The sequence below is a fragment of the Collinsella sp. wc0529 genome, from assembly GCF_046116875.1.
Lineage (GTDB): Bacteria > Actinomycetota > Coriobacteriia > Coriobacteriales > Coriobacteriaceae > Collinsella.
In genome coordinates this window covers 503016-527208 of record NZ_JBJXBO010000001.1, presented here as the reverse complement: position 1 = coordinate 527208, position 24193 = coordinate 503016, and the positions used below count along the sequence as shown (strand labels likewise).

The window sequence follows — 24193 nt, the reverse complement described above, 5'->3', positions numbered from 1 at the left end:
AGCTCCGTCTACGAACGGCGGATAACCTCGGTCACGACCTCGGATACCGTGGCAATGTTCGTCGGGTTGACATTGTGGGGCAGGTCGTCCTCGGTACGAGCGCAAGCCAGACGCGTGCCGTCCACGCCGGCGATGGTGAGGGCTCGGCGGCTCGCCTCGAGCGCGGCATAGGCATCGGTCTTGGCATAGGGCATCTCGAGCGCGCCACAATCGACATGGAACGACTTGCACACCTTGCTGACCAGGTTCATGATGCGGCGATCGCCCTTGAGCAGCTGCTGTTCGCCCTCGACCGTCACCACCGAAAGCCTACCGGCGCCGACGGATTCAAGATTGATGAAGAATACGCCGCGGAGCTTATCGCGATGCGAAGCCAAGAAGGCCTTCATGCCGGCGCCATCACAATCCGAGGCGCCCGTTGCCACAAACCAGATATCGTGACCGAGCAGCTCATCATCGCCCATAGAGGCGACAGCCGAGAGCATATCTTCGGAAGAAGCGCCATCGGAAGACGTAGCGCCGCCCTTCCAGCCATCGTTATCGTCCTCGAAGTTATCCCACGAACCGATACCGCGACCGGACTTCTTGGCATCGTAATCGTCTTCGACGCCCAGCCAATCACTCATGCTGTCCTGCTCGTTTTTCCTTTTACAACCGAACAGGCCACCCAGGCCGCGCTTACGAGACTTGGGTGCCGCCGGGGCGGGAGCCGAAATGGTCTCGATCGGCTGCGCGCCCGACGCAACGGGCATAGAAGGCGCAACGGGTGCCGATGTGGGTTCGGGACCCTGGGCAGTAGCAAAGGGGTCGTTGACCTGGGCAGAGGGATCGGGAAGGTCGAACAGCGACGCGCGAGACGCAACGTTTGCCTGCCTCATAGACGGCAGCGACGGATCGGGGACCGAAGCCAGCGGAGACGAGGAAGGTGCAGGCGACGGTGCCGACGCCGGATCGGGAACATTCATCTGCGGACGCGGCGATGCCTGGGAGGAAATCTGGGCCATAAGGGAATCGACCGTTTCGTCCTGGGTGGGAGCAACATTGGCAACCGTGGCACCGGAACCACTCGGGGTCGGCATGGTGAAAATCTGCGTGGAGTAAGGCCTCGACTCATCCGTCTCGGGAGTCTCGGAAACCGCAGGCACTTCCTCCTGCTCGACCTCGGTCGAATCACCTTGATCGGCTGCCGCGTGTTGCTCTTCGTCAGAGTTGGCCTCGACGGACTCGTCCTCGGCGGCATCTTGGATTTCGGCAGCATCAATGGGCTCGTCATCGTCTGCCGCGTCGCCCTGCTCATCGGAAACAGGAAGGGGCTCGGCAATCGCGGTGCCTTGCTTTTCAAACGTTATCGTGGAATCGAACTGCGCGGCATCAAACGACATGGTGCTATCGACGTGCTGCTGAGCCTCGAAAGACGTTGTTGCCTCAACAACATCCGCTGACGTCGGTTGCTGGGACTCAAAGGACGTCGTAGCTTCGGCAGCGTCGACGGGCCCGGACTGCATAGCCTCGTTCTGCTCAAACTCTTGCGCCGCGCGCTCACGTGCCGCCTCGGCTGCCTGCTGCTGAGCGATAGCCTCCTGCTCGGCAGCCTCGCGTGCGGCAGCGCGCTTCTCCTCGAAATCGTCGACAAATTTCCTGCCCTTTGCAAGCGCACCCTTAAAGAAGCTGGAAGCGCTGGCGCCAATCGAAGAGAACGCGGATGCAATATCGGCATGGGGCGTTGCCGCGGGAATCTCGGCAGAGAAATCAGTATCGCTCTCGTAAGACACGCGCCTCGGCTGTTCAACGTAATCGTCGTCAGACTCGTCCGCAACGTCTTGCGCCGGCGCGGCGGGAGCCAAAATGTCCAGTCCTGCCGCGGGATCGATCGCAGACACCGCCTCGGGCTCGGCAACGGCAGCGGCAACCGCGGCAGACTCATCATCCACGGTGACAGCGGGCGCAGGCGCAGTCACGACGGGGGCAGGCTCGGGCTCAAACGTCGGCTCCTCGCCCTCCTCGTAATCGAGCGTGCAGGACTCGGGAAGCATTCCGAGCGCACGGATGGCATCCGAACCAAAGCGGATGTTGCCGGCGGCGTTGCGATAGAGCTTGGGCTCGGGCTCGGCCGCGGCAGGCTCCTCCGCCGGCTCAGCAGCGGGAACCTCGTCATTGAACTCTTCGGCCTGGACAGCCTGATTCTGATCCTCGGGCACGATGGCGCCAATCAGCGTCTCGTCGGCAGACGCACCCTCAAAGCCCTCGATCTGCTCGTCAAAAGCCTCGCCCTGTTCGGGCTCGGTCTGAGCGTCGGGAGCAATCGGCTGACCGAACTCGTCCTCGGCGTAGGTAGGCTCTTCGTACTCGATGGTGTTGCCGTAGTCGTTTTGCTGCTGGGCCGCGGCATACTCCGCCGCCGCGCGCGCCATTTCCTCGGCACGACGCTTCTGCTCCCCAAAATAGGTATCGAACGGAACATCGTCGGGAAACTCGTTCTCGCCCTGGAAGGGAGCAACGTTGTCCATAACGCCGAGCATAGCGGCGACAGAAGACTTGTTGCACACCGCGCCGGACGTATAGGGAAGAATGTGGCGGTTAGAGATGATGTTTGCCGCGTTGGCAAGTGCAACGAGGGAAGCGAGGATCGCGACAATCCACAGCAGAACCTTGAGCGCGCCGGGGAGCGGCAGGATACGCAGGATGGCAACGGCAGCGGGGGCAACCGTGGCAACGGGCAACAGCTTGGCGATGAGCGCACGATACGAAGCATAGGGCTCGCGGGCGAGCAGCTCAGCACGGGGAGAGTCGTAGTGTGCGACAACGACCACCGGGCGGTTGCGCGGAGACGCGAGCGGGCCCGAGGCCTTGTGGTAGGCGATGACATTTTGGCTCACGCCCGTCTTGCCCAGGCGCGAAACCACGGGGTGCCCTGTGCGTTCGAGCACGTAAAGAACGGCGCCGACAATGGCCAGCAAGGTGCCGACCAAGCCGATACCGCCACCAATGCCCATCAGCAGGGCACCGGCAAACGCAAGAATACCGGTAACGGCAAATGCCAACCTACTGGGCGCCGGGGCATTGAACTCCTGAACCTCGGGATCAAAGCCGTGGTTGCGGAAGATCTGAGCGATATCCTCGGCCGCCAAGCGCTCTTCTTCGCTGCATGCCGGCGTAATGCCGGTGTTCTGCAGCAGGTGGTTAATATAGTTCTGGGTGTTCGCCATGTGCGCTCCACATCCATAATCCGACAAATAGGCCCAATGCATGCACATTAGAACCGTATATAGTCGAAAGTATACCCCGAGCGAGCGCAAACGACCGAATTCGGGCCATCTTAACGCCCCGAGCGGACAAGGATATAGCCTAATCTCCATATCGGACTAAAATCATGGCAGCAAACCACCTTCTCATGCGAGGACTCTATGACGGCAAGCGACACGACCGCGACAATTAAAAAGGGGAATTCGGAGCCCAGTTTCGATAAAACGGCTCAGCGCATCCTCAATCTTTTCTTTGTGCTCAACAGCTCCCCCGAACCGCTGACGACCGAGCAGATCGTCTTGGATTCCGACCTGGGATATGGCTCCGGCAACATCGACTCGGATAAGCGCAAGTTTCGGCGCGATCGTGACAAACTGCTCGAGCGTGGCATCTTAATCAAGGAGGTTCGCCCCGCCGGTGCGCAGGAGACCGAGGAAAGCTCGTGGACAATCGACCGCGAGCACACCTTTGCAGCAGGCGGCCTCATCACCGCAGACGACGCCGATATCCTGCTCAACGCCATCGACCAGACACTAGCGGCCGGCTCATCCACTTTTGCCGCACCGCTTGCCGATATTCGCTCCAAGATTGCCTATCTCACCGGTAGGACGACGGTGGACGAAGCACCAATCCGCCGCTCTCCCACCGTCGATGCGGTATGGAGCGCCTTTGCCGAGCGATGCGCGCTGCGATTTTTATATCAGAACGGACGCGGCGAGCAGAAAGAACGTACCGTCTGTGTCTACGGCATGTTCGAACGCGAGGGCGTGGCGTACTTCTGCGGCCTCGACAATGTCACCGACGACATCAGGACATTCCGCTGCGACCGTATCGTTCGCGCATGGCGTCCTTCGAAGGCCTACGCCATCCCTGCGGACTTCAATCTCAACGACTATCTGTTCTTTGAATTCGATTTCGCCGACCGACCGCCCGTTGCAGCCACGTTCTCGTTCGCCCCTCAGACGCAGATCGATATGATCAACGGCCTCACGCGCGGGCGAGGTGAGCTCACACACACCGATGCGGGATGGATCTGGACCGTTGACGTGCGCGACCTTGAAGCCGCCGCCTCATTTTGCATGGCCCACGCCATGGACGGCATGAGGCCCATGGCCCCCAAATCGCTCAAGCAGGCGTGGAACCACCTCATTGAAAGGACGGTGCACGAGTATGCCCGTGCGTAAACTCACCAGCGAGCAAAGGCTCTCGCGTGCGATTGACATCATGGAGGCCCTCTACGCCGCCGGCGAGAGCGGCATGACACGAACCGAGATTTGCGGCCGCTTTGACATCACGGGAGTATCGCTCGACGAGATTCTCGAGATCGTCTCGACGCTCGCGGACCGAGAATCTGGTGCGCGCATCATCTGCGAATGCCACGGCGAGCGTGTGATCCTCACCGGTGACGCCGGGCGTGTGCTACCGTTGCGCCTGAGTGCCGCCGAGGGCGCTGTGCTCAACCACGAACTTGAATCGTTGGGGATCGAGCCGCAGACGGCAGCCCGGATTCGACATGCCCTTCTACCCGAAGAGCTCGGCTATAACCAGCGCGTCTTTGACACCGTCAACCACGGGTCGCACTGGCAGCAGCTGAGCTGCGCCATTCAGGACGGCGTTCGCTGCCGCATCTCATATCGCTCGATGGACGATGCACGGCCACGCGAGCGTCTGGTCGACCCCTTGCGCATTACGGCAAACGGCGACCAAACATACCTGATTGCCTGGGACATCACAGTCGATGAGCAGCGCACCTATCGCATGGATAAAATCGAGGGACTCGCCTTGACGGAAGACTCCGTCGTGCCTCACACACCGGACGTCGCATCCCTCCACGATTCCCTTGCCCGGACGCAGCGCAGCGCAAAGCTCTTGATGCCATTCGATATGGCGGAGCATCTGGACTGGGCCGGCATCACCCTAATCGAGCGCGGCGGGGCAGACATGGCAACGGTAACCGTGCATTACGGCTCCGAGCGTTGGCTACTGAGCCAGGTAATCGCAGCGGGCGGAGCCATCCGCATCTTGGATGACCCCGCCCTGTCAAAGCGCCTGTGCGATATGGCAAAAACCCTCGTCTGTCCGCTTTAGCGCCGCCGCTCGTGGCGTGCGCGCCACAGTTGCAGATAGTGCCCGATCTGCGCCGATTCGATGCGCTGGTAGGAGCTCGTGGGCAGCGACGTTAAGAACTTCTTTCCGTAGCCCTTCGTCACCAGGCGCGGGTCGGCCAGAATCAGCACGCCGCAATCGGTCGACGAGCGGATAAGGCGGCCGGCCGCCTGCTTGACCTCGAGCACCGCCTCGGGCAGCGAATAGCGCGCCCAAGCGCGGTCTTCGCGCAGGTTGCGCTCGCACGAGAGCGGGTCCGTGGGGCTCGAGAACGGCAGCTTGGGAATGATGACGCAGCGCAGTGTCTCGCCGCTGGCGTCGAATCCCTCCCAGAAGGCCTTAAGAGCAAAAAGCGACGAGGTCGGCTCGTTGATAAACCGGTCGCGCAGGCGACGAGGAGATGAGTTGCGCTGCTGGCAGTTGAGCTCCAGACCCGCACGGGCCATCTTGGGCTCAACGCGGGCGTACAGGTCTTCCATGTCGCGCCGATTGGTAAACAATGTGAGCACCGATCCGCCCATGGCAAGATGGGCGTCGACCAGCACGCGCTCGAGCGCCGTAAGATAGCTCTCACGATCGCGCGGATCGGGTATATCGCCCGCAACGACTACAGCCATGTTCGAATCAAAGTCGTAGCTCGAGTCCAAGTGCAGCGATGAGGATGTTGAAGCACCGATGCGATCGAGGCCGACCGCGTGGTTAAAGTGTTCAAAGCTTTTGGACACCGTCATGGTCGCCGAGGCAAAGATAGCCGTGTGAACCTCGGGCAGCCACTCGGTTGCCAAGGCCTCGCCAATGTCGATGCGCTCTGCGGTCATTGACTCTCCGCCGGCACGCAACCTGCGATTGACCTGCAGCGAATACACGTAGTGTTCATCGGTGCCGTCGATGATGAGTTTGAGGTTCTCGGCCAGCTCGTGCAGGCGGCGCGAGATATCGCCCAAGTCGACAACAACCTCGGGCTTGTCGGCGGCGACGGCTTGCACCAGCGCGTCGACGCACTTGTCAGCTTGTTCCAATGCATCGATGGCAGCGTAGGCCGACTGTAAGAAATCATGCCAGTCGTCAGATTCGCGCAGCTCGGGGCCAATCCATAGATTGGCATTGTCATAACCCCCACGGGCACGGCGGCCGAGCTCGCGAACGCCATCGAACACGTCGGCGATTGCCATGCTCGCGCGCGCAACCGTCGACGTCGCCTTGGCAGTAAGGCCCAGATAGAGCGTAGAGCCCTCAGAGGTTGCCAAATCACGGGAGACCTGGCTTAGCGCACCGGTGCTCGAGCCACCCAGGCGCTCAAACAGAACGCGTGATTCGTCCGCCGACACCACGCGCGCCCACTGACGGCGCGCCTCGCGCTCGATAGAATGAGCCTCGTCGATTACCCAATGACGAATCGGAGGCAAAATCCTGCCCTCGGCCGCAACATTGCGGAACAGCAGGGAATGGTTGGTGACCACCACATCGGCATGCGCCGCACGACGGCGAGCGCCGTGGACCAAACATTTATCAGGGAAAAACGGGCAGAGGCGGCGAGCACACTCGCGCGAAGCCGTCGTAAAGTCGGGGCGGTTGACGCTGCGCCACCGAATGCCAAGCGAGTCGAGGTCGCCATCGGCTGATTGGCAGACGTACGCCATAATGACCGCGACCGCCGTGAGCGTGTCCGCCGGATCGCGCTTGGTGGTAATCTCGACCTGGCCTCGGCTCATGCGCTCAAGCTTGCGCAGGCACGGATAGTGGTCATAGCCCTTGAGAGCGCAAAATGACAGACCACCGTCCAGTTGCTCGGCAAGTTTTGGCAGCTCATGGTACATGAGCTGGTCTGCAAGATTGTTCGATTTGGTCGCAATACCAACCGTGATGTTGTTACGGCGTGCCGCCTCGGCAAAAGGCACCAGATAGGCCATCGATTTGCCGACGCCTGTGCCCGCCTCAATTACACGATGAGTGCCCGTGACCAGCGCATCGCGGACCTCGAGCGCCATCGCGATCTGCTCATCACGCGGCTCGTAAGTGGGATACATGCGATTGACCAGGCCACCTGGCGCATAGTCTGCCTCAATCTCCTCACGACTCGGCATCTTGAGGACCGGCAGTTCGTCGGCGTCCACCCGATCGTCGGCGCGATCGGCCTTGAGAACGTCAGCACGGGCGGCGCTGAGAGAGAAGATAGAACTAGGGTTCTGCCCCGCCAAGAATGAGAAGATTGGACGATAGGACCAAGGCACGTCCGGATGCATGTCGGCTAGGCGCGCCATGAGGCCCTGGGGCAAGTCGGTGAGTGCCACGAGCAACACGCGCCATACGCCACACAGGGCGTCGACGTCGGCATTGGCACGGTGTGATACCGAGTCACAGCCAAACAGATCGGCCATAAAAGACAGCTTGTGCGAGGCCAGGCGCGGAAGCGCGATGCGCGACAGCGCCAGCGAATCGATCCAAATATCGCTCACGTTGACGCCGCCTTTGACCGACTCGATAAACGAGCGGTCGAACGTGGCGTTATGTGCGATTACCGGGCAACCACCGACAAAATCGGCGAGAGCGGCTACGGCCTCAACGGCCGACGGGGCATCTGCCACATCGGCATTTGTAATGCTCGTGAGCTCGGTAATCTCGGCGGGAATCAGCTGCTTGGGATGCACGAAGGTATCGAAGCGGTCGACGATCTCGCGGCCCGAAAGACGGGCCGCCGAGATCTCGATCAGCTCGTTGTCCTGCACCGAAAGACCTGTGGTCTCGGTATCGAGGACAATTACATCTTCCTCGATAAGGCCAAAGGACTGCGTTTTGGCGCGTTCGGCAAGCGTGGCATAGGAGTCGATGACAAACTGCGGCGTTCCTGACGAAACCGCGTCCTCGATTAGCATGCAATGCCCGCTCGACGAAGGCCCATACGGATCAGGCTGTCACAGACCTGCGGGAACGTCATGTCGTCGGTGTGGCGGATCTCATCCGGATACAGCGACGTATCGGTCATGCCGGGAATGGTATTGGTCTCGAGGATGACGGGGCCGTCCTCACTCACAATAAAGTCACTGCGCGAGATACCCAGGCAACCGAGGGCCTTGTGAGCGGCACAGGCAAGCTCCTGAGCGCGAGTGTAATTCTCGGGTGAAATCTGCGCCGGAATGCGATGGATGTCCGTAGGGTCGACATACTTCACGTCCAGATCGTAGAACTCGCAGTCCTTGGGCTTACGAATCTCGACAATCGGCAGAGCGCGCACGTCGTCCTCGCCGTACACGCCGACGGTGATCTCGGTACCCTCGATGCACTTCTCGACCAGCACTTTGTCGCCGTACTCAAACGCCTTGGCGATTGCCGCGGGCAGCTCGGAGGGCTCATGGACCAGGGAAATGCCATAGCTGGAACCGTTGACGGCCGGCTTCACAAAGCAGCGCTCGCCACAAACCTCGACGATATGATCGATATCGACTTCATCGCCCACCTCGAGCGCGAGGCCGGGGGCAATGGGGATGCCCGCCTTGGCGTACAAGAGCTTAGAGACCTCCTTGTCGGCGCCGCAGGCGCTGGCAAGCACGCCCGAGGCCGTGTAGGGGATACCCAGGGTCTCCATGGCGCCCTGCATGGCGCCATCCTCGCCGCCGGCACCGTGCATGGCGATAAACGCCACGTCAAAGCCGCCGGTCGCCATGGTTACCATAAAATCATCGGCAGCCGTGTCGAGCAGCTCCACCGAAGTGTAGCCGGCCTCCTTCAAGGCAACCACGACGTTCTTTCCCGAATTGAGCGAGATCTCGCGCTCAGCGGAATGACCGCCCGCCAAGACCGCTACGTGCATGTTCTCTAGGCTTTTACCCGGCATGGGCAGACTCCTCCTCTATAATTTCTGCAGCTGATACCATATTGTAGCGATACCCTCTACGTTTCCCCAAAATCGAAAGGCTTCCATGAATCCCAGGACTAAATCTCAGGACATTCGCGACTTGAGCCAAAACGATATTCGCGAGCTCGTGGCCGAGCTTGGCCAGCCCGCCTTCCGCGCGAAGCAGCTCATCGAATGGGTCTTTGAGAAGAACGTTTGTTCGTTTGACGATATGACCAACCTTCCCAAGGCTTTCCGCGAGCAGCTTAAAGAGGCTTTTGCCTTTGACACGCCGACTGAACTCACCAAGCAGGTTTCCAAAGATGGCTCTCGCAAGTATCTGCTCGAGTACCACGACGGCGTTTCCGTCGAGACCGTCGGCATGCCCCGTCGTAACAAACTTTCCGTCTGCGTTTCCACCCAGGCAGGCTGTGGCATGGGCTGTGCCTTTTGCGCTACCGGTCTCAACGGCCTCAAGCGCTCTCTGACCGCTCAAGAGATCGTCGACCAGGTACTTCATGTATCCAACGACTTTGGCGAGCGCGCCACGAGCGTAGTCTTCATGGGCCAGGGCGAGCCGTTTGCCAACTACGACGAGGTTCTCAAGGCGCTGCGAATCCTCAACGACCCCGATGGCATCGGTATCGGCGCTCGTCACCTCACCGTCTCTACCAGCGGCGTTATTCCCGGTATTCGCAAATTTGCCGACATCCCCGAGCAGTTCACGCTTGCCGTTTCCCTGCATTCCGCCATCCAGTCGACGCGCAATAAGCTCATGCCCGGTGTTAAGAAGTACACGCTGCTTCGCCTTCACGAAGCGCTTCAGCTCTACACCGAGAAGACCGGCCGCCGCCCGACCTATGAGTATGCCATGATCGAAGGCGTCAACGATACGAATCCCGAGATGCAGGCGCTCTGCGACTTCTGCGAGGGAACGCTGTGCCACGTTAACCTCATTCAGCTTAACGACATCGAGGGTAGCCCGCTCAAGCCGTCGCCGATTCATAAGGTTGAGGATCTTCAGCGTCGTCTTGAGTCCCGTGGCATCGAGACCACGATTCGTAACTCCCGTGGTAACGATATTGACGCCGCTTGCGGACAGCTGAAGCAGCGCTTCAAAGTTCAGAAGAACGCATAGGGGAGTCGCATCCCAAAACGTTTCATGTGAAACATCGAACGACCCCGGTTACAGAATATGCAACCGGGGTCGTTTCATTTATTGACCTTAATTTTGAATCAGCTGCTACCTGTCCCATTTTTTACGGCCAAAATAAGGGGTCCTTGTCTCATGAATCAGACAAGGACCCCCTCAAAATATGCTGAGTAATTGTTAGGTACCTAATAGCCTACATTTTCCCATTGGTTGCTGACCCAACCTTGATTAATCTTGGGATTCTTCGTTACCTGAGCTGTACGCATGGCAACATCTTCCGTCATAACATCCATTTTCTTTTTGGAAGTATCGACGATATCTTGCGCGCCACGAAGCAAACGACCTCGAAGTTCATCGTCTGTCGCGATCTTATATCCAGCAAAGGCACCAGCCGCGACAGTCGTCACCAATGCAATCGCTGTTAAAATCTTATTCCTCATCTTGGCCTCCTTGATCAAACTGAATCATTTCGCCAAGAATACGAGAGAGCTCTTCCTCGTCTTTAAACTCAATCTCAATCTTATTCTTTCCACGCGAGCTCTTCACACGCACGTTGGTATTAAATACCTGACGAAGCACACGGGCAGCCTTTTTAAAGGACTGAGGCGTTGCAGGCCTTGGCGTCTTAGGTGTCTCTCCGGCAGAAAACAACGGAGCAAGATTTTCTGTCGCTCTTACGGAAAGGCCCTCTGTAACAACTTTCTCTGCAAGTCGAATACGCGCGTCCTCATAGGGAACTGCAAGAATCGCACGTGCATGACCAGCAGTAAGTTTGCCCTCAAAAATCATCTGCTGAACTACTTCGGGGAGATCGAGAAGACGCAGCGAGTTTGTAATTGCAGAGCGTGACTTGCTTACTGCCTTCGACAATGCCTCCTGGGTCATCCCGCTGGCATCAATGAGTTGGCGATAGCCCTTAGCCTCTTCGACGGGATTCAGATCAGAACGCTGAAGGTTTTCGATAAGAGCAAGAGCCAGCATCTCTTCATCATTTACCTCTTTAATGATGACTGGCAATTCTTCAAGGCCAGCAAGCTTTGAAGCTTGGTAACGTCGCTCACCAGCAATGATCTCATAGCCGTTTCCATGCTTGCGAACCAAAAGCGGCTGCAAAACGCCGTGCTCTTGGATTGACTCGCTTAACTCGCGAAGTTCAGTTTCGTTAAAATGAATTCGTGGCTGATTAGGGTTGGGAACGATATCCTCAATAGGTAGTTTTGTTTCAGATGCGGCATTTGAAGCCGATGCAGCCGAACCGCTGGTCTCATACTCGGCCTCTGAGACCAAAGCATTGAGTCCACGTCCCAATCCGCCACGTTTCTTTACACTAGGCACGCTTGATCACCTCTTTTGCAAGGTTCATATATGCTTTTGCACCCTTATTTTGAGGTGCATAGGTAATTACCGGTTCTCCAAAAGACGGAGCTTCGGAGATTTTAACCGTACGGGGGATTAGCGTCTTAAACGCCTTATCACCAAAGTACGATTGAACCTCCTCAACAACCTGATTTGATAGTGAAGTACGCGAGTCATACATGGTCATAAGCACACCATAGGTGTCTAAGCCCTTGTTCAGCCGTGATTTGACCATCTTCATTGACTCAAGCAGCTTCGTAACGCCCTCGAGTGCGTAATATTCGCACTGGATCGGAATCAAAACGCTGTCTGCTGCGGTCAAAGCGTTGATAGTAAGCAGGCCGAGCGAAGGAGGACAGTCAATGAAAATAAAGTCAAACTCGTCCTGAATCGGCTCAAGCAAATCTTTGAGGCGTGTTTCACGAGCAATTGCGCTTACGAGCTCAATTTCGGCGCCTGCAAGCTGAATTGTAGCTGGAATTACGAATACCTTTTTGCAATTTGTATCAAGAACGAGTGATTCTGCCGGCACATCATTCAACAATGCATCATAGATGCAGTGATCAAGGTCTTCTTTTTCAATTCCGAATCCACTGGTGCTGTTTCCCTGCGGATCAAAATCGACAATCAGTGTCTTACGACCCTGCTCACCCAGTGCCGCTGCAAGGTTTACAGCCGTCGTTGACTTACCGACGCCGCCTTTTTGATTGATGATTGCAATGATACGCGTGTCTTTTGCGCTCTTAGAACGCTTAACGTCGCGAAATCCCACGGTCCCTCCTGGTGTGTATTAAAGCTGTCAAACGGAGGATGTTTCACGTGAAACATTCCGAATCGATATCAACCGCCATGTTTCACGTGAAACACTGCAAGTTGTTAGTATCCATTATGTTTCACGTGAAACATCTAGGCAAGCGGATTCTTCTTTGCCACGCCATTTGCACGAGGCAATGAAACGGATGCTGGATGACTCTTCTTAAGAACAATGAACTCCCTGTGACCCAAGCCTTCAGGCAAATCATTTGCGTCATTCAGAAGCAAAGTGAAGCCGCAAATCTTAGCTGCTGACATGCCGGAAGCAAGCTCCTCATCCGAAGGATTGCCCTTGGTTATAACAAATAGCCCTCCATCCTTGAGGTACGGAGCCGCATACTCAACAAGAATCGGTAGAGGGGCCAGTGCGCGGGCGGTTACAACAGAGAACTGCTTCTTATGGCTTCGAGCATATTCTTCAAGACGATCATGAACCGCATGAGCATGTTTCAATCTAAGAGCATGGACAAAGGAATTTACCGCATCAACCTTCTTGCCAACAGAGTCAATATAAGTAGCTTTACGATGCGTGGTTATGGTTAATGGAATACCAGGGAAGCCCGCACCTGTTCCCATATCGAGCAAAGCTCCCTCAGGAGCCTTGTTGATATAGGGGAGCAAAACAAGTGAGTCGAGGATATGAAGTACTGCAGCATCTTCTACGTTAAGAATACGGGTGAGATTTGTTATCTTATTTGTTTCTAGAACCAAATCCAAATGCTGAATACATTTCCTCAGCTCAACATCAGTTACGCTCAAGGAATAGTCTTTGCAATAGAAAGCTAGACGACTCAACATCTCGTCAGCTTGCTGATCAGTAAGTACTAACAACGAAAGCTCCTTTCTGACAAAAATCAGCGTATCGAGAACTTTTGACAAAAAAAGGGGACGTGGAAACCACGTCCCCTTAGCATAAACTCGAGTAGATTATCGAGCAACAATCACCACATGGCGATCAGGGTCAGAACCCTCAGAATGAGTATCAACGGCATCATTGCCACGAAGTGCAATGTGAACCAGTCGACGCTCGTAGGCATTCATGGGCGGAAGCGAAACACTCTTATGAGTGCGAATGGCACGCTCGGCAGCAGACTGAGCCATGGAGGCAACCTTGTCCTGACGGCGGCTCTTGTATCCCTCGACGTCCACTACAACCGGATACCTAAAGCCAAGTTTGCGGCTCACCAGCAAAGAGAACATAACCTGAAGAGCATCAAGGGTGCGACCATGACGGCCAATGAGAACAGCAAGGTCGGGAGCCGTTACATCCAAAATCAGCTCACCCTCGTCGCCCTCATACTCATCGATAGGAGAGTTGGCGGCATCGAAGTGCGAAAGGATAGAACGCAGGATGGAAATCGCAACATCGGCAATGGTGTCGAGCTCCTCATCGGTCAGCTCTTCACCAGCCTTGTAGCGCTGTGCAATCTCGGGATAATCGCCCGCGACCTGCGGGGCAACCTCCTCAAGCATATCCTCGATGATCTCTTCAGACATAACGTACTCCAAAAGTTAGGTACCTAAATAAGATTGATATCCCACTACTTCTTCTTGTGCGGGCGCGGCTTCTTCTCTCGACGAGTGACCTCAACCTGCAGCGGAGCGTTCTTAAGACGCTCCTCCTCATCGGCCTTCGCCTTGTCGATGACCTTCTGCGTCACAAAAATCTGCTGGATAACCTGCCAAGCAGACGAGACGTCGTAGTACAGCAGAACACCAACAGGAAGGCTCCAGCCCATCCAAAGCATCATGACCGTCATGACAACGGCCATCATACGCATGCTCTGAGCCTGCTGGCCGGTCTGGTTGCGCGACATATAGAGCTGCGGAATCAGGGTCAGGACGGCGAACAGGATCAGGCAAACCAGCGCAGGCAGTGCAACCATAAAGCCATCGGCAAAGGAAGCACTCGGCGTGGTGGTCAGGTCGGGCAGGATGTTGAAGAACGAGAACGTGCCGTCGTTAAAGTACTGCGGCAGGTTGCGCAGCAATGTAAATAGGGCGAACAGGATAGGCATCTGAATCAGCAGCGGCAGACAGCCAGCCATGGGGTTGAACTTGTTCTCGCTGTAGAACTTCTGCATCTCCTCGGCCTGACGCTGGGGATCGTCGGCATAGCGCTCCTGGATCTCGAGCATCTTGGGCTGCAGCACCTGCATGCGAGCCGTCGACTTGGTCGACTTGAGCATGAGCGGCGTCAGCAGCAGACGGATGATGACCACCAGGATGATGATGGACAGGCCCCAGTCGACCGCAAAGGTCTGGATGAGCTTGAGCAGCTCGAAAAGGATGTTAACGATCCAATCCCACATGTAAGTTTTCCTCCGATAGCGAGTGCCCGCTAGGGCACAGGGTCATAACCGCCGACGTGCAGGGGATTGCAGCGAGCGATGCGCCTCACGGCAAGCCAGCAGCCTCTCAAAACACCGTGCTTCTCAATCGCCTGGATGGCGTATTGCGAGCACGTTGGGTAATAAATGCAGGCGTCAGGCAATAAGGGCGAAATAACCTGTTGATATATGCGAATAGGAGCGATGGCAACACGTCGCAAAACGTGATTGCTCATCGCTCCTCCCCGGCAACGCCGGCGCGCTTCATAAGCGAACGCAACGCCTTGTCCATCTCCTGCGGCGAGGAAACCCTCGTCTTGGGAGTTGCAAACAAGATGATGTCATAACCCGCAACGGGAAATCCGCAGCTGCGGGCGGCCTCGCGCATCACACGCTTAGATCGGTTGCGCACGACGGCACAACCGAGTCGCTTAGCACCAACGAAGGCGACCCTTCCGGAGTCGCCTTCGCCAACCGATTCACATATGGTCATTCGAATCAGAGGGTGATTGAAACGACGCCCCTGACTGAACACATGCTCGAAATCTTGCCGAGACTTAATAGTCTTCATGCGAGATGTGTGTATCGCTGCTAGACAGTGAGACGCTTGCGGCCCTTGGCGCGACGACGGGCGAGCACGGCACGACCACCCTTAGTGGCCATACGGGCACGGAAGCCATGGGTCTTGGCACGCTTACGCTTATTAGGCTGATACGTACGCTTCATCTTAAGTTCCTCCTGCTGCATTTCGAGTGTCCGCGGGGACGCGGACGCAGATATAGACACGTGAGCTTGAAGATTGTAGGGAAATCAATGTTCAAATGTCAAGAAATCAAAGGTAAAAGGTTGCGCAGTTCACACGGTTCCCCCATAAGCACAACCGAAATTTGCGCCTCATGGCAACCTTTCACGATATTTCATCGAGTTTTCAACAGGTCATGTTGGCAATGTTGAGAACTTTTCACCCGTTTTCCAAAGTTTTCAACAAGTTTTGAAAAGTTGTCGAAAGATGAGAAACGTTGCACGGTGAGCTACTATTTGTTCGAAACCTTTTGAAAGATTGCGAGCGGCATGTCTGACGACTTTTACACCATGGTCGATTCCGGAGACCCGGCACCCGACAACGAGCACATCACCGGCGTGCGCGAAGAGCGTGCGGAAGGCGAGCAGACGACCACGCAGGCGCCAAAAGCCATGTACGCCGCGCGCATCGCCGTCTATGACGACATGCTGTCGACACCGCGGGTGATCGTCATTGATCCGCAAGATGTCCGCACGTATTTGGAAGAGACGACCAACACCGTCTACCAGTGCATGAAAGAACAAGGTGGCCATATCTCGCTCATGGTCATCCGCGAGATTGTCGAAAACTTTATCCACGCACACTTTGCCGAGCCCATCATCTCGATTCTGGACGGCGGAGACACCATCCGCTTTGCTGACCAAGGACCCGGCATCGACGACAAGGAACGTGCTTTCGACTTTGGCGTTACCAGCGCAAACAGCAAGATGAAGCGCTATATCCGTGGAACCGGAGCAGGGTTTCCCATGGTGCAGGAGTATTTGGAAAACGCCGGCGGTGCCGTATCCATCGAGGACAACATGGGCAACGGCACCGTGGTTACGGTAAGCCTGAACCCTAAACGCGTGCAGGAAATCGAGCGTGCCGGCGGACGCGGCGCTGCCGTGCGGCCCGAGACGGAGCAGCCCACATATCCCCTGCCGGGAGCTTTTGCGCAGCAGCCCGTGGCAACGCAGCAGATGCAGCCCCCCGTGAGGCAGATGCAGCAGCCCGGAATGCTTCCCACACAAGAACCCCAGGCGGCATCTATGTCGATGCCGCCAAACATGCCAGAGGCCATGCCGCTGGCTGATCAGGATGCAGCAGCAATGCAGCAGGCGACGGGGGCGCCGGGTGGCCAGCAAATGGGCTATCAGCCGTACCAACAGGGATATCCATATCAGCAGATGCCGCCACTGGGGTATGGCCAGCAGTTCCCGCAGCAGTACCAGCAGGGATATCAGCAGCCGTACCAGCAGATGCCGCAGCAGCAGTACAACCCCTGGGCCCAGCAGACGCCTCCGCAGCCTTACCAACAGTGGCCTCAAAGTTTTCAACAGCAAATGCCGCCGACGCAGAGTTCTCAACAACCAGCAGCTCAAATGATGTATCCTAATGCAGTAAATCAGTATGCACAGCCACAACCGGACGTGTTCGTAAGCGATCGCGGCAACGCCGCGCTGGGCTATCTGGCGCAAAATCAAGCGTGCGGCGCAACCGATCTTGCGAGGGCGTTTGGAAACTCGGCCCCCACTTGGTCACGCACGCTCAATGACTTGGCGCAGGCCGGCTTGGTCATCAAGCATGGCCAGAAATACCATCTGACCGAACTCGGCGCCGCTCGCGTGCGAGCTCAGAGCTAAAGAACGGGAGAGACAGTGGACGAGGAAGCAAGCATCATCCTGGGGGATGCCATCGCCTTTTGCCAGCGCGACGGCCAAGATGCACGCCTCATCAACATGCTGGGGCAATCGCGCGCCATAAGCCTGACCGAAGATACGCTCACGATCGAGGCCCCCTCGCGCTTTGCCATCGCGCAGCTCAAAAAGCATCAGCCGACTATTGAGGCCTATCTGGAAGAAATCGCCTTTGCACCGATCGCGCTCGACATCGTGGCACCGCAAGGCGCCGCGACGGAATCCGCTGCCGCCACGGCGCCCGCCACGGCTCCCGCTGCTTCCCCGGCGGTGCCGGCCTCCGCAGGCGATGTGCCGACAATCGAGCACCAGCACAGCGATGTTTCCCGTGAAACAATGGCACCGTTGACGAGCGCGGCGGCGACGTCAACGAACGCACCCGTCACGCACATGCCCATCGCTCACGACGCAGCGGCGGGCGCGGATTCGGGCATTGCAATCAAGAACACGCTCTCGGCCGACGATTTTCGTCGCATGATGAACCAGATGAAGGGCGGAGCGCCGACTAAATCCACGCAAGCTGCGGCCCCCGCTTCACCCATGCCAGCACCGACCGTGCCGGCCGAGCAGAATACGGATGGAGCCCCGCTCGCCGCGAACTCAAAATTTACCTTTGAGAACTTTGTCTACGGCCCCGAGAACAGCCATGCCTATCGCTCGGCACTCAAGTTTGCCGCCCTCGCGGACGAGCGCGGCACATGCACATCCCTGTTCATCTATGGCAAATCGGGGCTGGGCAAGACCCATCTGCTGCTCGCCATCAAAAACGAGCTCGCCGAGAAGTCGCCCGAGATCAAGGTCAAGTATGCCAACTCCCAGGCATATCTGGACGACCTAATGACCGAGTTCGACCGTCAAAAGAAGAGCAACGCCCCCATCATGCAGGCGTACCACGGCGTGGACGTGCTCATCATCGATGACATCCAAAACATCATCGGCAAGCGCGCGAGTGTGGACTACTTTTTCCAGCTCATGGACGAGTTCATCCGCAACAACAAGAAGGTCGTCATCGCGGCAGACCGCGCCCCCAAGGACCTGAGCATGGACGAGCGTCTGACCAGCCGCTTCAACGCCGGAATGCTCTGCCTGGTCGCAGAGCCCAGCTACGAGATGAAATACAAGATCTTGCAGCGCTATTACGAGAACACCATCGTCGCCGCTCCCGAGGCGGGCGACGACTCACTGCTGGCGGCCTATGGGGGCGACGGCGGGCACCTGACCGACGAGCACTTTAAACACATGGCCGAGGTCTCGGGCACCAACATCCGCGAACTCGAGAGCTTTTGCGAGCGCTGCGCCGGCGAGGCGGGCGACCGCGAGCGCGAGGGCGGAGAGCTCACCTTTGACGATATCGACGCCATCGCCAGCCAGTACTTCGACACATCGGCCAAAAAGATCAACGTCCAGACGGTTCAGTCCGTCATCGAAGAGCAGTACGGCGTGACACACGAGGAGCTCATCGGCCCGCGTCGCAACGCCAATATCGCCAAAGCACGCCATATCGCTATCTACCTGGCCATCGAGATGTGCGAAATGACGACCACGGCGGTGGGCGCCGAATTTGGCAACCGCAACCACTCGACCGTCAGCACGAGCTACAAAAAGGTCCAGAAGATGATCCAGGAAGACCGCACCGTCACCGAAGACCTCAAGTCGCTGCGCGATAAAATTACACTGCGCTCGTAGGGAAATAGAGACACCTGTTGAAAACTTGTCGAAACCACGGGCATAAGGTGTCTAAAACCCAACCCGCGGTGATGAAAAGTTTTGCGCAGGTTTTGAACGTGGAAAACCACCCCTGTTGCACACAGGCTGCTGTCGATTCTCTTTCTGGGTCTGACCTGCGTCTTTGGGAGTAATCAACAGTTTCGTCAGTGCTATTACTATTATTAAGATATTTATATCTATAGAAAGGTATTAAAAGATGAAGTTCACCGTCAGCCAGAGCTCGCTTACACAAGCCATCGGCGTCGTTATGAAGGGTGTCGCTTCGGCATCCACCCTTCCCATCCTGTCGGGCGTGCTCGTCAAGGCCCAAGACGGCATCTTGGAATTCCAGACCTCTAACTACACCATCTCGATCCGTCATCGCATCGCGGCGCATGTCGAAGAAGAGGGCGAGATGGTTATCCCCTGTAAGATGCTCTCCAATATCACCAAGACCCTCCCCGATGCCCCGGTCACCTTTGAGCTGTCCGAGCGCCAGGTGCTGATTGGTTGCGAGAAGAGCTCTTTCCGCCTGAACACGCTTGATGCTAATGACTTCCCCGAGTTTCCGGCCTATGCCATCGAGAGCGCCGTGGAACTGCCGACCGATATCTTGTCCGAGATGGTCGGCCGCGTGTGGCGCGTCACCTCGACCGACAAGGCCCGCCCCATCCTGGGTGGCGTGCACATGAAGGTCGAGAACAACACCGTGCGTCTGGTGGCGACCGATTCCTTCCGCTTGGCCGTGTGCGATACGCAGGTTGAGACCTCGACCCTCGAGGGTTCCTTTGAGCTCAACGTTCCGGCTGACGCCTTTAACGACGCACTGAACATCATGGCCAGCCAGGCGACCATCATGATCGGGGCTACCGACACCCAGGTCGTCTTCGAGGCCGGCAACACCACCTACGTGTCGCGCCGCATCGAGGGCGTGTACCCCAACTACAAGCAGCTCATCCCCGATTCGTGCGTGACGAGCGTCAAGATCGACGTCGCCGCCTTTAACGCCGCCCTCAAGCGCGTGGCCGTTATCGCGAGCGCCAACCCCGCCGTCAAGTTCGAGATCGATGTCGAGAACGGGCAGATGGGCCTGTCCTCCATTTCCAATGACCAGGACCTTGCACAGGAGACGATCGATGTCGAGGCCGAGGGCGAGTCGGGTACCATCGCCTTCAACTACCACTACATCTTCGGCTGCCTCAATGCCCTGTCCAAGGAGAAGGAGATCACGCTGGAGCTCAAGAGCTACTCGCAGGCGGGCATCTTCAAGTCCTACGACAAGATCAACTACCTGTACCTGGTCATGCCGGTCCGGATCTAGCGCTGCGCCATGACCATGTTCGCCCGCGATCTTTCCGTCGCGCACTACCGCAGTTTCGAGAGCTATCGTCTTGCCCTGGACGAGGGCGTGACGATACTTGCGGGACCCAACGCGGCGGGAAAGACCAATCTCATAGAGGCGCTGCAGCTGCTGACGAGCGGCGCCTCGTTTAGGCATCCGACCGCAGCCGAGCTCGTCCATGACGGCGTGGGCTCGTGCAAGGTCGAGCTGAGGCTCGAGGGCGATGGCCGCGTGCTTGATATGGGATTGAGCGCGGAGGACGGTAAACGCTCGTTTAGCCGCAACGGCAAGAGATGCTCTGCCGCCGGCGTGCGCGGGGTCCTGCCGAGCGTGCTGTTTTGCCCCGACCATCTGGACATGGTTAAGCGAGGCGCCAGCGTGCGCCGCGCCGCCCTCGATGACTTTGGCATGCAACTGAGCGCACGCTATGCCGATCTTGCGAGCACCTATGGACGCTGCGTGACCCAGCGTAACGCCCTGCTCAAGGAGACCTGGTGCTGTCGCGAGATGCTCGGCGCGTGGAACGATTCGATTGCCCGCGCGGGCTCGGCCCTGCTTGTGCACCGGTTGGCCCTGCTCGACCGGCTGGCGGGCCATGTGCACACTGCCTACGGGCAAGTGGCATCCGGTGAGGCTGCCAACGTGACCTATACGTCCACGCTGGGGGATTTGCCCCAGGTCGATGATCGCGAAGAGCTGAAGGGCTGGGCGTACGAGCGCATGCTGGCTGCCCTTGATGAGCACGCCGACGAGGAAATTCGCCGCGGCGTGACGTTGGTGGGGCCGCACCGCGACGAGATTGAATTTACCGTGGCGGGTCGCTCCGCTCGTTTATTTGCCAGCCAAGGACAGCAGCGAACGTTGGTACTGTCCTGGAAGGTGGCGGAGGTGGCCGTGGCTCACGATGTTCTGGGTACTGCTCCGCTGTTGCTTCTGGACGACGTGATGAGCGAGCTCGACGGCGAGCGCCGCGGTGCTTTTCTGCGGCTGATCGGCGATGATATCCAAACGGTCATAACCACGACCAACCTGGGATACTTTACCGATGACCTGCTTGATCGAGCCAAGGTGGTGAGCATGGGTGAGACGTGCTAATTACGAGCGCGAGAGCGAAACGGTCGCCTTCAGTGGGTTTTTAAACGCAGAGCGCCAGCGCATTCTGGCGGCTGCAACACCTGAGCGCCGCGCGCAGATGGAGGCTGCCGAGGAGTCGCGCGCGGTCTATCGCGCGTGGAACGCGGTGTGCTCGGGCACGCGCGAGGGGCGGCATGTGACGGGCCTGCGCTACCTGCCCGAGTCCAATGAGCTGCTGGTATATCTCGATTCGCCCTCGTGGACGCAGGAAATGACGCTGTTGCGCGAGATCATCCGCGCGCGCATGGAGCGCGCCGGTGCGCATGTGGATGGCCTGGTGTTCAAAACCACCGCGCCCGGTCACACGCCGCCCGCTGCCAAAGAGCGTCTGCGTCCTGCCGTGGCCGAGCGCCCGCCGGCTCCGCATGCTGACCTAAGTGAGGCCGAGCGCACCGAGATTGAGCGCCAAGTGGCGCCCATCGAAGACCAAAAACTGCGCGAGGCCCTCGAGAATGCCATGAGAGCCAGTGCCGAGTGGGCCAAGGGCGTGCAAAGCAAAAAAGAGTCTTAAATCGCATCTGGTGGCCTTGTAGAGCCAAATACCCTCGTTCCCGAGGGTATTTTTTTACGATAAACTAGTAAGGCTGTACACATTTTCTTGACTGAAGGAGGACGTGTGGCAAACGAAAACGATTACGATGGCGGCGAGATTAAGATTCTCGAAGGTCTCGAGGCCGTTCGTAAGCGCCCGGGCATGTATATCGGCTCGACGAGCGCCAGCGGTCTGCATCACCTGGTGTGGGAGATCGTTGACAACTCCGTCGACGAGGCCATGGCCGGTTTCTGCACCGAGATCCAGGTGACGGTCCACGCCGACAACTCCATCACGGTCGTCGACAACGGGCGCGGCATCCCCGTCGACGAGCACCCTGTTAAAAAGATCCCGACGCTCGAGGTCGTCATGACGATCTTGCACGCCGGCGGTAAGTTCGATAACTCGGCCTATAAGGTCTCGGGCGGCCTGCACGGCGTGGGCATCTCCGTCGTCAACGCACTGTCCAAGCGCGTGGTCGTTCAGGTTCGTCGCGATGGCAACACCTACGAGATGGAGTTCTCGCGCGGCAAGACCGTCAAGAAGATGGAGGTCGTGGGCACCTCGGATTCGACGGGCACCACCGTCACCTTCTGGCCCGACGACGAGATCTTCGAGACCTGCATCTACGATTTCGATACGCTACACAACCGTCTGCAGGAGACGGCGTTCCTCAATAAGAACCTCAAAATCGTGCTGACTGACGAGCGCGAGTCTACTCCCCACGTGGAGGAGTTTTGCTACGAGGGCGGCATCATCGACTTCGTCAAGTTCCTTAACGAGGGCAAGGACGTCCCCGAGGCCTTTAAGGAGCCTATCTACATCGAGGGCAAATCGGACCCGGACGCACCTGTGGCCAAGATGGGCGAGGTTGAGGTTTCCCTGCAGTGGAATAGCGGCTACGGCGAGAACGTCATGTCGTTTGCCAACGACATCTACACCCCCGAAGGCGGCATGCACCTTGAGGGCTTCCGCACCGCGCTCACCCGCGTGATCAACGACTATGCGCGCAAGCAGAACCTGCTCAAGGAAAAAGACGCCAACCTGACCGGCGACGATGTGCGCGAGGGCCTTTCGGCCGTTATCTCGGTCAAGCTGCCCGATCCGCAGTTTGAGGGCCAGACCAAGGCCAAGCTCGGTAGCTCCTATATGCGCGCGCTCACGCTCAAGATCGTGACCGACGGCCTCGCCGATTACTTGGAGGAGCATCCCAAGCCCGCCCGCGAGATCGTCAAGAAGGCGCAACAGGCCTGCAAGGCGCGCAACGCCGCCCGCAAGGCGCGCGAAGCGACCCGCCGCAAGAGCCTGCTCGAGACGGCGTCCCTGCCCGGTAAGCTCGCCGACTGCTCGGTGCGCGATGCCGAGCTGACCGAGCTCTTCATCGTAGAGGGCGACTCGGCAGGCGGTTCGGCCAAGGACGGCCGTCGCCGAGACATCCAGGCGATTCTGCCCCTGCGCGGCAAGATTTTGAACGTCGAACGCGTTGGTGACCATCGCGCGTTCTCGAGTGACACCATCCAGTCGCTGATTACCGCGATCGGCTGCGGCGTCACGACGAGTGCCGGCGACGGCGGCGACTTCGATATCACCAAGGCGCGCTACCACAAGATCATCATCATGACCGATGCAGACGTCGACGGTGCGCATATCCGCATCCTGCTGCTGACGTTCTTCTACAAGTACATGCGTCCGCTGATCGATGCCGGCTACGTCTATGTTGCCTGCCCGCCCATCTTTGGCATTAAGGTGCGCAACAAGATCCACTACGTGTATCCCAACGGCCGCCAGCCCGAAGACGAGATCCTGCGCGACACCATCCAGAGTCTGGGCCTGAACCCCGACGATAACGACGAGGACGGCAAGGCCAAGGACGGCAAGATTACCAAAAAGCGCAAGGGCTATACCGTCCAGCGCTACAAGGGCCTGGGCGAGATGGACCCCAAGCAGCTTGCCTCGACGACGATGGACCCCAAGACCCGCATTCTGCAGCGCGTGTCGATCGAGGACGCCGTGGTGGCGGACCGCGCCGTGCGCGAGCTGATGGGTTCCGAGGTCGGCTATCGCCGCGAGTACATCGAGAAGCATGCACATGATGCACGATTCCTTGACGCTTAAGAGGAGGTAACGTGGCAGACGGTATCAACAATAACGAGGGTACGGGCGAGGC

At 57.9% G+C, this 24193-nt stretch carries 21 protein-coding genes; 9 read left to right on the top strand and 12 right to left on the bottom strand.

The window, feature by feature from the left end; genetic code table 11:
* Positions 1-8: 8 nt before the first annotated feature.
* A complete protein-coding gene (locus tag ACKUTP_RS02210) occupies positions 9-3206 on the bottom strand; it encodes a hypothetical protein (RefSeq protein ID WP_409063455.1) in 3198 nt (1065 codons plus the stop codon).
* A 198-nt stretch (positions 3207-3404) separates the two neighbouring features.
* Here ACKUTP_RS02210 and ACKUTP_RS02205 point away from each other — a divergent pair, with 198 nt between their 5' ends.
* Both ACKUTP_RS02205 and ACKUTP_RS02200 read left to right on the top strand, forming a co-directional pair.
* Positions 3405-4427, top strand: coding sequence for a helix-turn-helix transcriptional regulator (locus ACKUTP_RS02205; protein WP_409063454.1), 1023 nt, complete (start codon positions 3405-3407; stop codon positions 4425-4427).
* Positions 4414-5331, top strand: coding sequence for a helix-turn-helix transcriptional regulator (locus ACKUTP_RS02200; protein ID WP_409063453.1), 918 nt, complete (start codon positions 4414-4416; stop codon positions 5329-5331). The genes ACKUTP_RS02205 and ACKUTP_RS02200 overlap by 14 nt, the downstream gene beginning before the upstream one ends.
* On the opposite strand, the gene ACKUTP_RS02195 is transcribed toward ACKUTP_RS02200, so the two are convergent.
* Positions 5328-8222: a helicase C-terminal domain-containing protein gene (locus tag ACKUTP_RS02195; protein ID WP_409063452.1), complete on the bottom strand. Its 2895-nt coding sequence runs from the start codon at positions 8220-8222 to the stop codon at positions 5328-5330. The two genes, ACKUTP_RS02200 and ACKUTP_RS02195, sit on opposite strands and share 4 nt — an antisense overlap.
* Positions 8216-9181, bottom strand: a complete 966-nt coding sequence (locus tag ACKUTP_RS02190) for a D-alanine--D-alanine ligase (protein ID WP_195232624.1) — start codon at positions 9179-9181, stop codon at positions 8216-8218. Before ACKUTP_RS02190 ends, ACKUTP_RS02195 begins: the two co-directional genes overlap by 7 nt.
* 85 nt (positions 9182-9266) lie before the next feature.
* On the opposite strand from ACKUTP_RS02190, the gene rlmN reads away from it, so the two are divergent.
* Positions 9267-10319 carry a 23S rRNA (adenine(2503)-C(2))-methyltransferase RlmN gene (gene rlmN, locus ACKUTP_RS02185; RefSeq protein WP_055287295.1) on the top strand — a complete coding sequence of 351 codons (1053 nt, stop codon included), beginning with the start codon at positions 9267-9269 and terminating at the stop codon, positions 10317-10319.
* 200 nt (positions 10320-10519) lie between these two features.
* Here rlmN and ACKUTP_RS02180 read toward each other — a convergent pair whose 3' ends face one another.
* The 9 genes from ACKUTP_RS02180 to rpmH all read right to left on the bottom strand — a co-directional run bounded on the left by ACKUTP_RS02180 (position 10520) and on the right by rpmH (position 15559).
* On the bottom strand, positions 10520-10774 hold the full coding sequence (locus ACKUTP_RS02180) for a hypothetical protein (RefSeq protein WP_117564012.1): 255 nt from the start codon (positions 10772-10774) through the stop codon (positions 10520-10522).
* The gene (locus ACKUTP_RS02175) at positions 10764-11669 is read right to left on the bottom strand and encodes a ParB/RepB/Spo0J family partition protein (protein WP_172544928.1); all 906 of its coding nucleotides are present in this window, start codon (positions 11667-11669) and stop codon (positions 10764-10766) included. Before ACKUTP_RS02175 ends, ACKUTP_RS02180 begins: the two co-directional genes overlap by 11 nt.
* Entirely contained in the window at positions 11662-12462 is an 801-nt protein-coding gene (locus ACKUTP_RS02170; RefSeq protein ID WP_022093800.1) for a ParA family protein, read from the bottom strand. The genes ACKUTP_RS02175 and ACKUTP_RS02170 overlap by 8 nt, the downstream gene beginning before the upstream one ends.
* Before the next feature lie 134 nt (positions 12463-12596).
* A complete protein-coding gene (gene rsmG / locus ACKUTP_RS02165) occupies positions 12597-13334 on the bottom strand; it encodes a 16S rRNA (guanine(527)-N(7))-methyltransferase RsmG (protein WP_409063451.1) in 738 nt (245 codons plus the stop codon).
* A 96-nt stretch (positions 13335-13430) separates the two neighbouring features.
* Positions 13431-14000 (bottom strand): R3H domain-containing nucleic acid-binding protein, encoded by a 570-nt coding sequence (locus tag ACKUTP_RS02160; RefSeq protein WP_022093802.1) that lies wholly within the window; start codon positions 13998-14000, stop codon positions 13431-13433.
* 44 nt (positions 14001-14044) lie between these two features.
* Positions 14045-14815: a YidC/Oxa1 family membrane protein insertase gene (locus tag ACKUTP_RS02155; protein WP_006236192.1), complete on the bottom strand. Its 771-nt coding sequence runs from the start codon at positions 14813-14815 to the stop codon at positions 14045-14047.
* Positions 14816-14844: 29 nt separating this feature from the next.
* Complete coding sequence (gene yidD / locus ACKUTP_RS02150; RefSeq protein WP_082222962.1) at positions 14845-15069, bottom strand: membrane protein insertion efficiency factor YidD; 225 nt, start codon at positions 15067-15069, stop codon at positions 14845-14847.
* Positions 15066-15404: a ribonuclease P protein component gene (gene rnpA / locus ACKUTP_RS02145; RefSeq protein ID WP_006236191.1), complete on the bottom strand. Its 339-nt coding sequence runs from the start codon at positions 15402-15404 to the stop codon at positions 15066-15068. Before rnpA ends, yidD begins: the two co-directional genes overlap by 4 nt.
* 20 nt (positions 15405-15424) lie before the next feature.
* On the bottom strand, positions 15425-15559 hold the full coding sequence (rpmH, locus tag ACKUTP_RS02140) for a 50S ribosomal protein L34 (protein WP_019127408.1): 135 nt from the start codon (positions 15557-15559) through the stop codon (positions 15425-15427).
* A gap of 345 nt (positions 15560-15904) precedes the next feature.
* Between rpmH and ACKUTP_RS02135 the strand changes: the two genes are divergently transcribed.
* From ACKUTP_RS02135 to gyrB, 6 genes are all read left to right on the top strand, one after another.
* On the top strand, positions 15905-17257 hold the full coding sequence (locus ACKUTP_RS02135; protein ID WP_409063450.1) for an ATP-binding protein: 1353 nt from the start codon (positions 15905-15907) through the stop codon (positions 17255-17257).
* 15 nt (positions 17258-17272) lie between these two features.
* On the top strand, positions 17273-18997 hold the full coding sequence (locus ACKUTP_RS02130) for a DnaA ATPase domain-containing protein (protein ID WP_117848455.1): 1725 nt from the start codon (positions 17273-17275) through the stop codon (positions 18995-18997).
* A 238-nt stretch (positions 18998-19235) separates the two neighbouring features.
* The gene (dnaN, locus tag ACKUTP_RS02125; RefSeq protein WP_022094338.1) at positions 19236-20339 is read left to right on the top strand and encodes a DNA polymerase III subunit beta; all 1104 of its coding nucleotides are present in this window, start codon (positions 19236-19238) and stop codon (positions 20337-20339) included.
* A 9-nt stretch (positions 20340-20348) separates the two neighbouring features.
* Positions 20349-21455: a DNA replication/repair protein RecF gene (gene recF, locus ACKUTP_RS02120; protein ID WP_409063449.1), complete on the top strand. Its 1107-nt coding sequence runs from the start codon at positions 20349-20351 to the stop codon at positions 21453-21455.
* Positions 21442-22005, top strand: coding sequence for a DciA family protein (locus tag ACKUTP_RS02115; protein ID WP_409063448.1), 564 nt, complete (start codon positions 21442-21444; stop codon positions 22003-22005). The genes recF and ACKUTP_RS02115 overlap by 14 nt, the downstream gene beginning before the upstream one ends.
* Before the next feature lie 105 nt (positions 22006-22110).
* Entirely contained in the window at positions 22111-24141 is a 2031-nt protein-coding gene (gene gyrB, locus ACKUTP_RS02110) for a DNA topoisomerase (ATP-hydrolyzing) subunit B (RefSeq protein WP_022094340.1), read from the top strand.
* Positions 24142-24193 lie beyond the last annotated feature (52 nt).